The following is a 13,560-nucleotide window of genomic DNA, read 5'->3' as shown; positions in this document are numbered from 1 at the left end:
TGAAAGCAGAATGCTTTTGCTGGGATGCAGTTCCAACTCACGCAAATCTTCCACGCAGTGTCATGCCGCATCGGCGTCGCAGCTTGTGACGCGAACAGACGATCTCAAGAAAACCGGACGCAAGCCCATTGCATGAAACCAATGAATGGCGCGCGGACTTCCAACGGAGGCCAACATGAAAGTGAGAATAATAAGCCAAGTGGCTGCCGCGCTCATTGTTATGGGCGCATTGGTTCATGGCGCAGCAGCAGCTGACGCTATTACCGAGGAGGAGGCCGCGACGATCGGCATAGATGCCTATGTCTACTTCTATCCCATGGTGACGATGGACGTGACGCGGCGGCAAGCAACAAATATAGAGGCCGGTAAAGTCATGGGGCGAGGGCCGGCCAACACCTTCGTCAACGTTCCGGAATTTCCGACCGCAGACTACCGCGATGTGGTCAGGCCCAACTTCGACACGCTCTATTCCTCCGCCTGGCTCGACATGACCAAGGAGCCTATGGTCGTATCCGCACCCGATACCGGCGGGCGCTATTACCTCCTTCCCATGCTCGACCTGTGGTCGGACGTCTTCGCATCACCCGGCTGGCGGACCACTGGTACGGCCAAGGCCGATTACGTGCTGGTGCCACCCGGCTGGCAAGGCAAAGATCTGCCAGATGGCCTCCAGCGGATAGACGCGCCGACACCCCATGTCTGGATCATCGGCCGTACCAAGACCGATGGACCGGAAGACTACGACGCGGTTCACAAGATCCAGGCGGGCTACAAGATCACTCCGCTATCGCAATGGGGAAAGACTGCAGAAGCCGCCAAGGTGACGGTCGATCCCTCGGTCGATATGAAGACGCCGCCTAAAAAGACAGTCGACAGCATGTCCGCAAACGAATTCTTCGCCTACGCGGCCGACGTCTTGAAAATCAATCCGCCGCATATCACCGATCAGCCGATCATCGCACGCATGAAGCGGATCGGCATCGAACCCGGCAAGAGCTTCGACGCAGGCAAGCTCGATCCGGCCGTTGCAAAAGGGCTGCAAGACGTGCCCGCCCAAGCGCGAAAGCTTATGGAGTGGAAGGTGCCGACGCTTGCTCGCGTCGCCAATTATTGGTCGATGAATACCGATACGATGGGCGTTTACGGCAATTACTACCTCAAGCGGGCCATTGTTGCGCAACTCGGTCTGGGTGCAAACCTGCCTGAGGACGCGATCTACCCGCTCAATCTCGCTGATGAAAAAGGCGATCCTCTGACCGGCGCCCGGAATTACACCCTGCATTTCGACAAGCAATCACTCCCGCCGGTCGATGCATTCTGGTCGGTCACGCTCTATGATATGGAGGGCTTCCAGGTTGGCAATCCGCTCAATCGCTTTGCTGTCAGCAGTTGGATGCCGTTCAGCTATAATGCCGACGGTTCGCTCGATCTCTACTTCCAGAACAAGAGCCCTGGCGCCGACAAGGAAGCCAACTGGTTGCCCGCGCCTGAAGGTCCGTTCAACCTGACGATGCGGCTCTATGGGCCGCGATCCGAGGCCCTCACGGGAAAATGGAACCCGCCGGCCGTCATTGTCGCGCCTGCCTTGCAGCCCTTGGTGACGCAGTAACAGCAACTCTGCCCCGCGGCGCTGGCAACGGCGCCGCGCGTTTGTATCCCTGGAGCGCTTCTATTTAAGTGCGCAAAACTCTAAAACATCCCCATGAACTTCATTCGGCATCTCTTCGGTGTCTCCCGCAGCCTTTGGAAGGCGATCACGGATGAACTCCGTTCGGTCGGCCGCCCGGGGCCCCGGCTCGTCGACGAGCTTGAATGCGTCCTGTCGGTGCTGCTTGCAATTGTCTTCGCCCATGCCCTTGGGGCGCAATATGTCGGGTGGGCGGCATTCAGCGGCTATGCGGTCATGCGCTCGCGGCTGTCGGAAAATGTCATGCGCGGGACGCTGCGGATCACGGGAACGATAGCAGGCGCGATCGTTGCGCTTATCTTCGCGCCGCTTATCGCCGACAAACCATTGCCGCTCGCCATGGCTTTGGCGCTGATCGGGGCAACGACGCTCTATTTCGCGCTTGTCAGCCGGCGCAGCTATGCCTGGCTTTTTACGGGACTTACCTTCTGCATGATCCTGATCGAAGGCATGATGCAGCCCGCAAACTCGGTCGTTCCCTTTGCCCGGTCGCGTATCGTCGAAATCCTTGCAGGCACATTTGCCTGCATCATCGTCAGCGCCTTGTCCAATTGGACCATTCGCCGCGCGCTGCGGCGAGACGAGCCGAAAACTGCGACGCCCCTCGCGACCCCGGCGGCAACGCTTTGGCACAAGGGCGCTGCGCTTCACGCGCTCCAGGCCGGGATCGCGCTGGCGTTCATTCCGTTCATCTGGCGGTGGACCGGCTTTGCCTCGCTCAGCCAGTCGAGCGTCACCATCATGGCCGTCATGCTGTTGCCGGTGGCAACGCTTGAATCAAGCGTATTGAATCCGGTCACCTCGAAGATCGCGATGCGCTTTGTCGGTTGCGCTGCCGGCGGCGTGCTCGCCATCGCGGTCCTGTTGAGCAGCCATCACTCGCCGTTGCTTATGACGCTTGCCCTTTGCGTTGCCGTTATCGTCGGACGGCACGTCGAGAACGGCAATCCGGCGACGAGCTATATCGGCATCCAGTTCGCGCTTGCTTTCCTTGTCGTTCTCGTTCCCGACAACTACATGAATGCCGCGCCGGAGCCGGGTTTGAACCGCCTGGCTGGAATTTTGCTCGGCATCGTAATCCTCGAGCCAGTTCTGCTCGCCTGGCATCTGCTTTTCGCAGATAAATCGCCGCCAAAAGTTGGAATGGCGACCGAACCAGACAACATGCCGAGGGAATAGCGATCAATTCGGCGCGACCGCACCATGCGACACGTTGAAGAATTGCGCCCGTCCGCGAAGGCTGTCGAACAGCGAGGTGTCCGTACCGGTCATGAAAGCCTGGCCGCCAAGTTCCTCGATAATGTCGAACAGGGCCGCCCGGCGGCCCTCGTCGAGATGCGCGGCAATCTCGTCGAGCAGCAGGATCGGCGCCATACCGGCAAGCTTTCCCGTCAGCCGCGCATGCGCAAGGATAAGGCCAATCAGCAGCGCCTTCTGCTCACCTGTCGAGCATAGTTCAGCAGGCATCGCTTTTGGCCGGTGGCGGACGAGGAGATCGGAGCGGTGCGGCCCGTCGAGCGTGCGCCCGGCGGCGCGGTCGCGGCTTCTGCCATCACGGAGCGCTCGCCTGAAAATCTCCTCCACATCGGTTGCCGCCTCGATGCCGATGCGCTGCTCAAGTTCGCCCTCGATGAGGCAATCGGCCTTGGGGAAGGGACTGCCGTCGGGCGAGCGTTCGATCATGTCATTGATCAGCCGCATCAGTTCGGCGCGCGCTGCGGCAATCGCTATGCCGAGTTCGGCCATCGGCGTCTCTATTGCATCGAGCCAGGCGTCGTCGGAGCGCTCTTCGGTAAGCAGTCGATTACGGCTGCGCATCGCCTTTTCATAATCGAGAACGCGCTTGCCATGAGCCGGGTCTATGGCGAGAACCATGCGGTCGAGAAAACGCCGCCTGTCGGCGGAGGGGCCAGTAAAGAGGCCGTCCATCGCCGGCACGAGCCAGAGGATACGCGCGTAGTCGAGAAGTTCATCGGCGCTTGCGGCGGTGACACCGTTGACGCGGACGCGCCGTCCGCTTTCGCCCGGCGCATTGCCGGCAAGGCCGGTTCCGACATCGACCGAGCCTTCCTCCGTTTCAATGGCGGCATGGATGGCAAAACCGTCAGGCGCTCCGTTGCGAGTTACATCCGTATAAACGGCGCGGCGCAATCCACGGCCAGGCGAAAGAAACGAAATCGCTTCGAGGAGATTGGTCTTCCCCGCACCGTTTTCACCCGTCAACACCACATGCGATGGCCCGAGCCGCAGCGAGAGGCTTTCATAGTTGCGTAAGTTGGCGAGCTTCAGCCGGCTGATCGAAACGCGCGCTGGTGGGAGACTGTTTTCCATGCAGGCCTACTGTATGCCGCCTGGAAGGCCGCTCGACCTCCGACTGCGCTTCCACGCAGAGGAGGGTGACGGGATTTTCACACGATCACCCATTGAATGCTGGCGATCGCCCTAAACCCGCATCGGCATGAGGACATAGAGCGCATTTTCATCGCCCGTATCGCGCACCAGTGTCGGTGAACCCGCATCGGCCAGCATGAACACCGCCTCGGTACCGGTCAACTGCGCGGTGATATCGAGGAGATACTTGGCATTGAAGCCGATCTCGATCGGATCGGCGTCATAATCTGCGGCAATTTCATCGGTGGCACTGCCGGAGTCCGGGTTGTTGACGGTCAGCGTCAGCAGTCCATCGCCGATCGTAAGCTTTACGGCACGGCCGCGCTCGCTCGAGATCGTCGAGACACGATCGACAGCCGAAGCAAAGCTTTGCCGGTCGATCGACAGCTTCTTGTCATTGCCCGAGGGGATGACGCGCTGATAATCCGGGAACGTGCCGTCGATGAGCTTCGAGGTAAGGACGACCGATCCAATGGTGAAGCGGATCTTGGTTTCGGAGAGTTCGACAGTCACCGTAATATCCGGATCGTCGACGAGCTTCTGCAACTCAGCGACGGTCTTGCGCGGGATGATGATCCCCGGCATGCCCTCGGCACCGGCAGGCGCCTCGAGTTCGGCGCGGGCAAGACGATGGCCGTCGGTGGCGACAGCGCGCAGCTTCAGCTTGCCGTCGCTCTCGATGGCATGAAAATAGATGCCGTTGAGATAATATCGCGTCTCTTCGGTGGAGATGGCAAATTGCGTGCGCTCGATGAGGCTTTTCAGCGCGCTCGACGGCATGCGGAAGGTGTGGCTGAACGAGCCAGCGGTCAGCTCCGGAAAGTCGGACTGCGGCAGGCACTGCAGGCGGAAGTTCGAACGGCCGGACGTGACGGCCATGGAATTCCCATCCGTATTGGTGGCCAGCATCACCTCTGCGCCGTCCGGCAACTTACGGACGATGTCGTAGAGGAGGTGGGCCGGAACAGTCGTCGCACCGGATTGCTCGATTTGCGCGCTTGTTGCTTCCGTCACTTCGAGATCGAGGTCGGTGGCCTTCAAGGCGAGGCTGGCGCCGTCGCCATTGAGCAGGACATTCGACAGGATCGGAATGGTATTGCGCCGTTCGACCACGCGGTGGACATGATTGAGCGACTTCAGAAGGTTGGAACGTTCAAGAGTTACACGCATGATAAACCGGTCTCGCTGACTTCTATTCCGGCAGGAGGGCGGCGTATCTGCAATCCTCCTCCGGTGCGGGGCGCTTATTCCCCAGGGTCAAGCAAATTGGCAGAACTTCGCCTTAAAAAGCAAGCCTGCGGCAGGCATCAGCGTACCATACCGCAGGCTTTCTGTTGATAAGATGTGTCCTATTGGGCCTGTTCGTTGATCAGGCGCTTCAACAGTTCGAGTTCCTGCGAGAGTTTCTGGTCCTTGCCGACGATGTCCTCGATCTTGCGCACGGCATGAAGGACAGTGGTATGATCGCGACCCCCGAAACGACGGCCGATTTCCGGCAGGGAACGCGGCGTCAGCATTTTGGCCAGGTACATGGCGATCTGGCGCGGCTTGACGATCGTGCGTGTACGCCGGTTCGACAAGAGGTCCTGCTTCGATACGTTGTAGTGGCGAGCGACGATGCGCTGGATTTCCTCGATGCGGATGCGCTTGGCATCGCCGCCACGCATCAGATGGCTGAGGAGTTCATCAACGCGGTCGACGGAAAGGTTCGGTTCGAACGTCTGGCGGAACAGCAGCTGGTTGAACGCGCCTTCAAGTTCGCGGCCGCTGCCGGTCACGGACTGGGCGACATGGTCGAGAATTTCCATGGAAATATCCAACGAATGATCTTCGAGCTGGGCAGCAGCGAGACGGCGCTTGAGGATTTCGAGACGCATCGCATAGTCCGGCGAAATCATTTCCAGGGCAACGCCGCCCTGCAGCCGTGAGCGCACGCGTGCATCCAACGATTCAAGCTCGGAAGGCGGACGGTCGGCAGCAACGACGACCTGCTTGGCACTGTCGAGCAGCGTATTGATCAGGTGGCAGAATTCGTGCTGGATCGACTTACCCTGCAGGAATTGCATGTCGTCGATGATCAGAAGGTCGATATCGCGAAGCTGTTCCTTGAACGACAGCGCATTGTTGTCGCGGATTGCTGTCGCAAAGCGCCACATGAAATATTCGGCGGTGAGATAGACGACGCGGGCGCGCTCCGGACGCTTCAGCGCCTCTGCGGCGATAGCCTGCAGGAGATGGGTCTTGCCGAGCCCGACTGACGCATGAATGAACAGCGGATTGAAGCGGACGGCGCTGGCGCCGGCATCGGCGATGGTGCGCGCCGCAGCAAGCGCCACGCGGTTTGGCGTACCATCGACGAATGTCTCGAACGTATAGCGCGGATCAAGCGGCGAGCCAAAAACCGAGTTCTGCGAACGATCGGCGAAATGCGCTGGAGCCTTCTTTTCCTGCGAGGTGGTGCCGACCGGGAACACCGGCTTCTCACGGGCCAGCGCACGGGTCTCGGCACGCTGGGGTGCCTCGGCGTCACAGATCGGCCGGATGGCACGGCTGGCGCTGCGGAAGACGATCTCGACCTTCAGAACCTGCTCTTCTTCCTCGCGCCAGAGCGCGGTGATCATGTCGGAATAATGATTGTTGATCCACGAGCGCAGGAAGGCGGTCGGCACGGACAGCCGGACGATGCTCTTCGACGTTTCGTCGAGTTTCAAGCGGCCGAACCAGCTCGAATAGACCTCGCTGCCGAGTTTCGCCTTGAGCTTGCTTTTGACACGCTCGAATATCATTTCGCTGCCGGCCGAAGCCATGTCTTTCCCCTCATCCACATGGAGCGGGACCATGGCATTTGTGCCGTTTTCCATTATTCCGCTGGTCATTGTCATCGCCTCATCCTGGTATTTCATTCGGGTCGTAGAGACGCCCGTGTTTTATATTTGCCGACGTATCACCGTCAGGCAGTGATGACCGACGAGCCGCCCCAGTGGCCCGTCTGGTTAATGCCGTAACTAACAGATTGAGGATTTGGCGATCACGCAGTGTTGTACTGAATAAGACTTGTTCAGAATATCTGTCACAACCACGTTCGCATCCCTCTCGTTAGGCGCGTAAAGCCTTACGCCCGGCTCACGCCAGCGTCGCCAACCCGCTCGATTTATGAAACAACCCAACCCCGATGGGCTGAGTACTGACAAAAACCACTCGTTACGCAAACGGTCAAATCTGCGCCCGAACCCACTATTTAATAAGCCTGTTAAATGGGTTTTGCCCACCCCTTCGATGTCTTGGACCTTACAAAAACCTTTGCAGGAAGAGCAAGTCCGGCCCAAGGGTTTTTTGATGAATAAAAGGTTAATGGAATTTGATTTTTTTTAAGTGTCCCCGGCTCAACTTGGAAAAACCGTTCGGATTCAAGGCTTTTTTTGAGGCTCAGATTTTGTTGCACTGCGACCAGACACACAGAAAAAAAATTTATAAATTTACGCTTGACAGCGGGTGTGGTCGGAGATTCCACCGGACGGTCCCGAGTTATAATTACTACCTTTTATAACCCGTTGAAAAAACACACAAATTGATGATTGACGCTTTTTGTCCTAATCGATTTGTGACCACCAGATGTCATGGTTTTGATAAGCCACAATCTTTTCCCCGGGTAACGAATTTATTCCCAGAATCAGGCCCAAATAAAAAAACCCGGCTAAATAGATGCCGGGTTTTCAAATATAAATATGAAGGTCTGATTAAGCAGACATGCCCTTCAGGCGAGCCGAGAGGCGAGATACTTTGCGCGAGGCAGTATTCTTGTGAAGGACGCCCTTCGAGGCAGCGCGCATGACTTCCGGCTCGACAGCCTGGAAGGCGATGGCGGCAGCCGCCTGGTCGCCGCTTGCAACCGCATCTTCGAACTTGCGCAGGAAGGTGCGCACGCGCGAGCGGCGGGATTTGTTGACTTCGGTGCGGGCTTCGATCTTGCGCGCCGCTTTCTTGGCCGAAGGAGTGTTGGCCATGATGCCTCTCTTTTCTGTCAGCTAATCGGCAGCCTGAAAGCAGCCGTCACAAAATAATAGGGTGGCCGAGGGGCCACCGAACGTTGGGGGGCTTATAGATGACGTTTGCTTTTGCGTCAACTTGGAATCGCTGATGAATTCGGGGATATTTTCGTTCAGCGATTTTTAAAGGACGGCGCCCGCTTTTCGGCAAAGGCCGCCATGCCTTCCTTCTGGTCCTCGAGCGCAAACATCGAGTGGAACACCCGGCGCTCGAAGCGCAAGCCTTCCGAGAGCGTCGTCTCATAGGCGCGGTTGACGGTCTCCTTGGTCATCATCACGACGGGCAGCGAGAAGGAGGCAATCTTCGCGGCCGCCTTGACGGCCTCGGCCACGAGGTCCGCCGCAGGAACCACCCGGGACACCAGGCCGCAACGCTCGGCCTCGGCCGCATCCATCATGCGACCGGTCAGGCACAGGTCCATTGCCTTCGACTTGCCGACCGAACGGGTGAGGCGCTGCGATCCGCCCATTCCCGGCATTACGCCGAGAGTGATCTCGGGCTGGCCGAATTTCGCGGTGTCGGCGGCGATTATGAAGTCGCACATCATGGCGAGTTCGCAGCCTCCGCCAAGCGCATAGCCAGCGACCGCAGCAATCAACGGCTTGCGCAGCCGGGTCACGCGTTCCCACTCGCTGAAATAGTCGCCGAGATAGGCGTCGGCGAATGCAAGCGTCTGCATTTCCTTGATGTCGGCGCCGGCGGCAAAAGCCTTTTCCGACCCGGTGATGACGATCGCGCCGATATCGTTGTCCTTGTCGAACGCTTCAAGTGCGCCTGCAAGGTCTGCGAGTAGCGCCGAATTCAACGCATTGAGCGCTTGCGGACGATTGAGCTGGATAAAGCCCACCTTTTCGCGCGTCTCGACGATGATGTTTTCATAGGTCATGGTTGATCCTCCTCAATCGCTAATGCTGGCACACGGGGCAATAGAAGGTCGAGCGCCCACTTTGGACAATACGCGACACCGTGCCATTGCAACCCTTGCGCGGGCACGGGGCGCCTTCACGGTCATAGACCGAGAACGAATGCTGGAAATAGCCAAGTTCGCCATCGGCTTGCCGGTAATCCTTGAGGCTCGATCCACCGGCCTTGATCGCGTCGACGATGACAGCCCGGATCGCTGTCGCGAGTCGCTTTGCATCACCGGTCGGCCCGCCGTCCGTGCCGGAAATGCTCCCTGCCGGCCGCAATGGCGAGAGTTCCGCGCGCCACAGCGCTTCGCAGACATAGATGTTGCCAAGCCCGGCTATCAACCTCTGGTCGAGAAGTGCCGCCTTCAACGGCGCCGCCTTCTTGTGAAAAAGCTTCGCCAGCAAGCCGCCGTCGAGGCGGTTTCCCGTCGGTTCGGTGCCAAGGCCCTTGATCAGCGGATGGTTGTTGAGTTCGCCGGGCTCGGCAAAGAGCATGAAGCCGAAGCGCCGCGGATCATTATAGACGACACGGCTCGTCTTGCCGTCCTTGGCGCCGAGTTGCAGCACCACGTGGTCGTGCAGCGCGTTCTTCGAGCGCTCATGGGCAAAATCGCCGGGCGTTTCCGCCGCTTCGCCTTGCTCGATGCGATAGGATCCCGACATGCCAAGGTGGCTGATGACACCAAGACCGTTATCGAGATGAAGGATGAGATATTTGGCGCGCCGTTCGAGCGCTTCGATGCGCCGGCCCGTCAAACGCTCGGCGAAGCGCTCGGGGAAGGGAAAGCGCAGGTCGGGGCGCCGCTGCTCCACGCCAAGTATGGTCGCGCCCTCCATGACGGGTTGGAGACCGCGCCGGACGGTTTCAACCTCAGGTAGTTCAGGCATCGGAGCTGCGCTCTCCCGTTCCCTTGAGGAAGCTCTTGCCGTGGAGGCCGGGGGCAACGCCGAGATGGGCGGCGACCGTCTCGCCAATATCAGCGAAGGTCGGGCGTACGCCGAACGAGCCTTTGGGCAGGTCCGGACCGTAGCAAAGCACCGGAACGCGCTCGCGCGTGTGGTCCGTGCCCTGATAGGTCGGGTCGCAGCCATGATCGGCGGTAAGGATCATAAGATCGCCGGGACGGAGCTTGGCGATAGCCTCGGGAAGGCGCATGTCGAAGGCCTCTAGCGCTGCCGCATAGCCTGCGACATCGCGCCGGTGGCCGTAGAGCATGTCGAAATCGACAAAATTGGTAAACACGAGGTCGCCATCCTGTGCGTCGTCCATCGCGACCAGGGTTTCATCGAAGAGCGCCATGTTGCCGTTGGCCTTGCGCACCTGACCGACGCCCTTATGCGCATAGATATCGCCGATCTTGCCGATGGCGATGACCATGCGGCCGGCATCGGTAAGGCGGTCCAGCAGCGTCGCCTCTGGTGGCGGCACGGAATAATCGCGGCGATTGCCGGTGCGCTCGAATGTTTCCTTCGCCTCGCCGATGAATGGCCGGGCAATAACGCGTCCAATGTTCAGCGGATCGACCAGCTCGCGCACGGTTTCGCAAAGCTTGTACAAGCGTTCCAATCCGAAATGCTTTTCATGCGCGGCAATCTGGACCACGGAATCAGTAGACGTATAGAAGATGGGCATGCCCGTGCGGATGTGTTCTTCGCCCAGTTCCTCGATCACGTCAGTTCCCGAGGCGTGTTTGTTGCCGAGGATGCCTGGAAGCTGTGCAAGCCGAACCGTGTCGGCGATCAAGGTTTCGGGGAATGTCGGAACCGTCTGGGGAAAATAGCCCCAATCGAACGCCACCGGAACGCCTGCAATTTCCCAGTGACCGGAAGGGGTATCCTTTCCCTTCGATGTTTCTTCGGCCGCCCCCCACAAACCGACCGGGGCAGGGGCCCGCGATGATACCGGAAAAGTCGAGGCGATATTGGCGGCGTGGAAGAGGCCGAGCGAGCTCATATTGGGAACAAGCAGAGGACCCTGGCGCAGGCCCTCCTTGTCGGCCTCGCCGGCGGCACATCGTTCGACGATGTGCGCGAACGTATTTGAACCTTCGTCGCCGAAAGCCTTGGCATCCGGTGCGCCGCCGATGCCAAAGGAGTCGAGAACGAAAAGGAAAGCGCGAGCCATGCGATACTCCGAGTAAATCAGACATCACAGATAGGTCAAACAGCGCGCCGTGACAAATCAATGGTGGCGGAGCGTCCTCAGCAGTTGGTGCAGGTCACCGCGTTTGAACCCTGCCGGATGCGGCCATAGGTGTTCTTCGACATGTGAATTCCGATAACCGAAGCACCGGCGGCGGTGTTCGTCTGCCCGGTGATCGTCCAGGGGATGATCGGCACATAGGCAAGTTCGGCCTTCACCTGCACCACGGTGGTGCTGGGGATGCGCAGATTGGCGTCGAGCGTCACGGCGCTGCCGGCGTTGAACGGCCTTGACTCGGTGCCATTTACCACCCGCCGCGACCAGAGGACGGTCGCATTGCCGGCGGCGGATATATCGATGGAGGTTATTGTGATCTGCGGCGTATCCCGGCGATAGGGCAGCACCGTCGCCTGCCCGATCTTCATGATGTCGCCGAGCTGGGCAGTCGTGACAGTCGTTTGTTGCGTGACGAGATCGGCCACCATCGTCGCCGCCCGGCCGAGGTCCTTGTTGACGTTTACCCCCTCGGTCGTTTCGACCGTACCGAGGTAGAGCAGGATGAGGACGGGGGCAATGAGTGCGAATTCAAGCGCTGCGACGCCTCGCTTGTCGCCGATAAAGCGCTTCATTACGAGGGCCAAATATTTCGCGGTCTTTTGTTGTTTTTGGTTGTTCATGCGTCACACTTTCGAAGCTATGCCGGAATTGAGCATCAGACGAACGGTTCGTTTCTCCAGGTCGCGGTAGAGAACAGCAGAGTCCTCCCCGTTCCGTCGATCGTCTCGATACGATTGCGCATGAGATTGGTGAGGATTGGCCAGCGATAGAAAACGCGCAGCTGGTTGATCGTACCCGCACCGCCGACATTGTTCTTGAAACCCGTCGAATCGACGTCCCCATTCGGCTTTAGCGGGATGGTGACGGGAACGTTGGTGAAGTTCGCATAGGTCTTCAGGTCAACGACGAGGTTGGCGCAGCCGGCTTCGGGCAGGATAAGCTTTGCGCAGATGCGGTCGCGCAGCTGGTTCCCCGAGATATTTGCAGCCCTTAACTCGCCGGTACGCAAGCGCCTTGCGATTTCATCGGTAGCATTTGCCATGACCTGCTGCGCCATGAAGGTCATTCCAACTTCGAATATGACGAAGATCAGCAGGAAGAATGGCAGCGCGATCATCGCAAATTCGATGGCAACTGTGCCGCGCCGGTTGCGCCTGAAGCGGGCAAGCAGCGCCACGAGCCGGCTTTGCCTGACGCGCCCTGTGCAGCGTAGGGCGGCAGAGGCCGCCGCGACACCTTCATGCGATTGATTGTTTTTATCGTTGTAGAACATGGATGGAATTCCCCGACCACCTAAGGCAAGAAAATTCCTAGCATTCAGAAGTTAGAATCCCGTTCGAACCGCGGTGGAAATTGCAGTAAATTCCTTCACGATTTTTCAACCGTGAGTAGCGCCAGTTCAGTTGCCGCCGATCTTTTGATCGGATTCGGTTTCGGCAGTCGTCTTCTGCGCTGTTTCGCAATAGGGCGTACAGGAAAGTGTCTGGACGAAAGCACGCCGATAGACGCGCGTCGTGTTGGCAACGCTGCGGCTCACCATGACCTGATCATCGACAATCGGGCTGCCATCGGCGTCCAGAATGACAATATTGGTCATGCCGAAGCCTTTCCCCGTCAAAATTACGGTGCGCGCATCCTTGACGACCGCATCGGCAATGGCGGGATCGCCGACGACGACCGTATCCGCCGGACGCGCGAGTCTCAATATTCTTGCCTGGTTCATGATCACATGGATGCCCGTATCGGCGCTCGCGGGGGCGGGGGCGAGCGCAATGGCGACAAGCGCCAAGGCGATGGTCAATCCGTACGCAGAAACAGTGTGGAATTTATTGCCGACCATGGATAAGAGCCCCTCGAAACGAATGCTTCTCAAACATGGCGTGGATTGGTGAAGGAAAGCTTAAACCCGCAAAGCTTTTGTTAATCATAACGGCGCAAGACGACGTACAAACGGTAAAATTTTATGCAAATTCTAACTATACGATTTACCTTTTAGTCACCTCTATTTCGAGTTGCCAAAGCTTTACTATTTTGTAACGGTGTTCCTTAAGATGAATGAAATTCGCTGCCACTAGCGTTCGATCAGGCGCAACCAGTGGTACGAGCGAGGACATTCCAGATGACAGGCACGATGAATGCGATCCTCGACGTGTTCGCTCGCTTCCTGCACAACCGGTGCGGCGCTACGGCTATTGAATATACGCTCATCGCTTCGATCCTAAGCATCGCCATTCTGGCCGGCGCGAACGTGCTTGGATCATCGGTACAGACCCTTTACGGCTCCCTTGCGGACAAGGTTGCCCAGGCGCCAAATAGGTAAGGTC

The 13,560-nt window shown here is 58.5% G+C and carries 12 protein-coding genes and 1 pseudogene; 3 read left to right on the top strand and 10 right to left on the bottom strand.

Translation table 11 applies throughout. The features are described from left to right. The first annotated feature begins 220 nt into the window (after positions 1 to 220). Both BM074_RS04070 and BM074_RS04065 read left to right on the top strand, forming a co-directional pair. The gene (locus tag BM074_RS04070; RefSeq protein ID WP_244532769.1) at positions 221 to 1,609 is read left to right on the top strand and encodes a DUF1254 domain-containing protein; all 1,389 of its coding nucleotides are present in this window, start codon (positions 221 to 223) and stop codon (positions 1,607 to 1,609) included. A 93-nt stretch (positions 1,610 to 1,702) separates the two neighbouring features. Next, on the top strand, positions 1,703 to 2,866 hold the full coding sequence (locus BM074_RS04065) for an FUSC family protein (RefSeq protein WP_091919912.1): 1,164 nt from the start codon (positions 1,703 to 1,705) through the stop codon (positions 2,864 to 2,866). Between the two features lie 3 nt (positions 2,867 to 2,869). Here the strand turns inward: BM074_RS04065 and recF are convergent, their stop codons facing one another. The 10 genes and pseudogenes from recF to BM074_RS04015 form a co-directional block, all read right to left on the bottom strand. Next, positions 2,870 to 4,018: a DNA replication/repair protein RecF gene (gene recF, locus BM074_RS04060; protein ID WP_091919910.1), complete on the bottom strand. Its 1,149-nt coding sequence runs from the start codon at positions 4,016 to 4,018 to the stop codon at positions 2,870 to 2,872. Between the two features lie 111 nt (positions 4,019 to 4,129). Next, the gene (gene dnaN / locus BM074_RS04055; protein WP_091919908.1) at positions 4,130 to 5,248 is read right to left on the bottom strand and encodes a DNA polymerase III subunit beta; all 1,119 of its coding nucleotides are present in this window, start codon (positions 5,246 to 5,248) and stop codon (positions 4,130 to 4,132) included. Between the two features lie 179 nt (positions 5,249 to 5,427). Then, positions 5,428 to 6,885, bottom strand: a pseudogene (gene dnaA / locus BM074_RS04050) (chromosomal replication initiator protein DnaA); the annotation flags it as partial. 930 nt (positions 6,886 to 7,815) lie between these two features. After that, the gene (gene rpsT, locus BM074_RS04045; protein ID WP_027230438.1) at positions 7,816 to 8,082 is read right to left on the bottom strand and encodes a 30S ribosomal protein S20; all 267 of its coding nucleotides are present in this window, start codon (positions 8,080 to 8,082) and stop codon (positions 7,816 to 7,818) included. Positions 8,083 to 8,237: 155 nt separating this feature from the next. Beyond that, positions 8,238 to 9,011: an enoyl-CoA hydratase gene (locus tag BM074_RS04040; RefSeq protein ID WP_091919906.1), complete on the bottom strand. Its 774-nt coding sequence runs from the start codon at positions 9,009 to 9,011 to the stop codon at positions 8,238 to 8,240. Between the two features lie 19 nt (positions 9,012 to 9,030). Beyond that, positions 9,031 to 9,924, bottom strand: a complete 894-nt coding sequence (mutM, locus tag BM074_RS04035; protein WP_091919904.1) for a bifunctional DNA-formamidopyrimidine glycosylase/DNA-(apurinic or apyrimidinic site) lyase — start codon at positions 9,922 to 9,924, stop codon at positions 9,031 to 9,033. Continuing rightward, a complete protein-coding gene (locus BM074_RS04030; protein WP_091919902.1) occupies positions 9,917 to 11,161 on the bottom strand; it encodes a phosphopentomutase in 1,245 nt (414 codons plus the stop codon). The genes mutM and BM074_RS04030 overlap by 8 nt, the downstream gene beginning before the upstream one ends. A gap of 77 nt (positions 11,162 to 11,238) precedes the next feature. Continuing rightward, entirely contained in the window at positions 11,239 to 11,856 is a 618-nt protein-coding gene (locus BM074_RS04025; protein ID WP_051614603.1) for a TadE/TadG family type IV pilus assembly protein, read from the bottom strand. Between the two features lie 35 nt (positions 11,857 to 11,891). Further along, positions 11,892 to 12,509 carry a TadE/TadG family type IV pilus assembly protein gene (locus BM074_RS04020; RefSeq protein WP_091919900.1) on the bottom strand — a complete coding sequence of 206 codons (618 nt, stop codon included), beginning with the start codon at positions 12,507 to 12,509 and terminating at the stop codon, positions 11,892 to 11,894. 126 nt (positions 12,510 to 12,635) lie between these two features. Next, positions 12,636 to 13,076, bottom strand: coding sequence for a pilus assembly protein N-terminal domain-containing protein (locus BM074_RS04015; protein WP_027230434.1), 441 nt, complete (start codon positions 13,074 to 13,076; stop codon positions 12,636 to 12,638). Between the two features lie 279 nt (positions 13,077 to 13,355). On the opposite strand from BM074_RS04015, the gene BM074_RS04010 reads away from it, so the two are divergent. Beyond that, positions 13,356 to 13,556, top strand: coding sequence for a Flp family type IVb pilin (locus BM074_RS04010; RefSeq protein WP_228017117.1), 201 nt, complete (start codon positions 13,356 to 13,358; stop codon positions 13,554 to 13,556). The last annotated feature ends 4 nt before the right edge of the window (positions 13,557 to 13,560 follow it).

The sequence above is a fragment of the Phyllobacterium sp. CL33Tsu genome, from assembly GCF_900113985.1.
Classification (GTDB): Bacteria; Pseudomonadota; Alphaproteobacteria; order Rhizobiales; family Rhizobiaceae; genus Phyllobacterium; species Phyllobacterium pellucidum.
The sequence above is the reverse complement of the archived record's forward strand: the minus strand, read 5'-3'. Positions and strand labels throughout refer to the sequence as shown.

What these genes read in the sequence shown, in the direction of transcription:
- BM074_RS04070 (WP_244532769.1), top strand. Translation starts at nt 221, where the DNA reads ATGGGCGCATTGGTTCATGGCGCAGCAGCAGCTGACGCTATTACCGAG.
- BM074_RS04065 (WP_091919912.1), top strand. Translation starts at nt 1,703, where the DNA reads ATGAACTTCATTCGGCATCTCTTCGGTGTCTCCCGCAGCCTTTGGAAG.
- recF (WP_091919910.1), bottom strand. Translation starts at nt 4,018, where the DNA reads ATGGAAAACAGTCTCCCACCAGCGCGCGTTTCGATCAGCCGGCTGAAG.
- dnaN (WP_091919908.1), bottom strand. Translation starts at nt 5,248, where the DNA reads ATGCGTGTAACTCTTGAACGTTCCAACCTTCTGAAGTCGCTCAATCAT.
- rpsT (WP_027230438.1), bottom strand. Translation starts at nt 8,082, where the DNA reads ATGGCCAACACTCCTTCGGCCAAGAAAGCGGCGCGCAAGATCGAAGCC.
- BM074_RS04040 (WP_091919906.1), bottom strand. Translation starts at nt 9,011, where the DNA reads ATGACCTATGAAAACATCATCGTCGAGACGCGCGAAAAGGTGGGCTTT.
- mutM (WP_091919904.1), bottom strand. Translation starts at nt 9,924, where the DNA reads ATGCCTGAACTACCTGAGGTTGAAACCGTCCGGCGCGGTCTCCAACCC.
- BM074_RS04030 (WP_091919902.1), bottom strand. Translation starts at nt 11,161, where the DNA reads ATGGCTCGCGCTTTCCTTTTCGTTCTCGACTCCTTTGGCATCGGCGGC.
- BM074_RS04025 (WP_051614603.1), bottom strand. Translation starts at nt 11,856, where the DNA reads ATGAACAACCAAAAACAACAAAAGACCGCGAAATATTTGGCCCTCGTA.
- BM074_RS04020 (WP_091919900.1), bottom strand. Translation starts at nt 12,509, where the DNA reads ATGTTCTACAACGATAAAAACAATCAATCGCATGAAGGTGTCGCGGCG.
- BM074_RS04015 (WP_027230434.1), bottom strand. Translation starts at nt 13,076, where the DNA reads ATGGTCGGCAATAAATTCCACACTGTTTCTGCGTACGGATTGACCATC.
- BM074_RS04010 (WP_228017117.1), top strand. Translation starts at nt 13,356, where the DNA reads ATGACAGGCACGATGAATGCGATCCTCGACGTGTTCGCTCGCTTCCTG.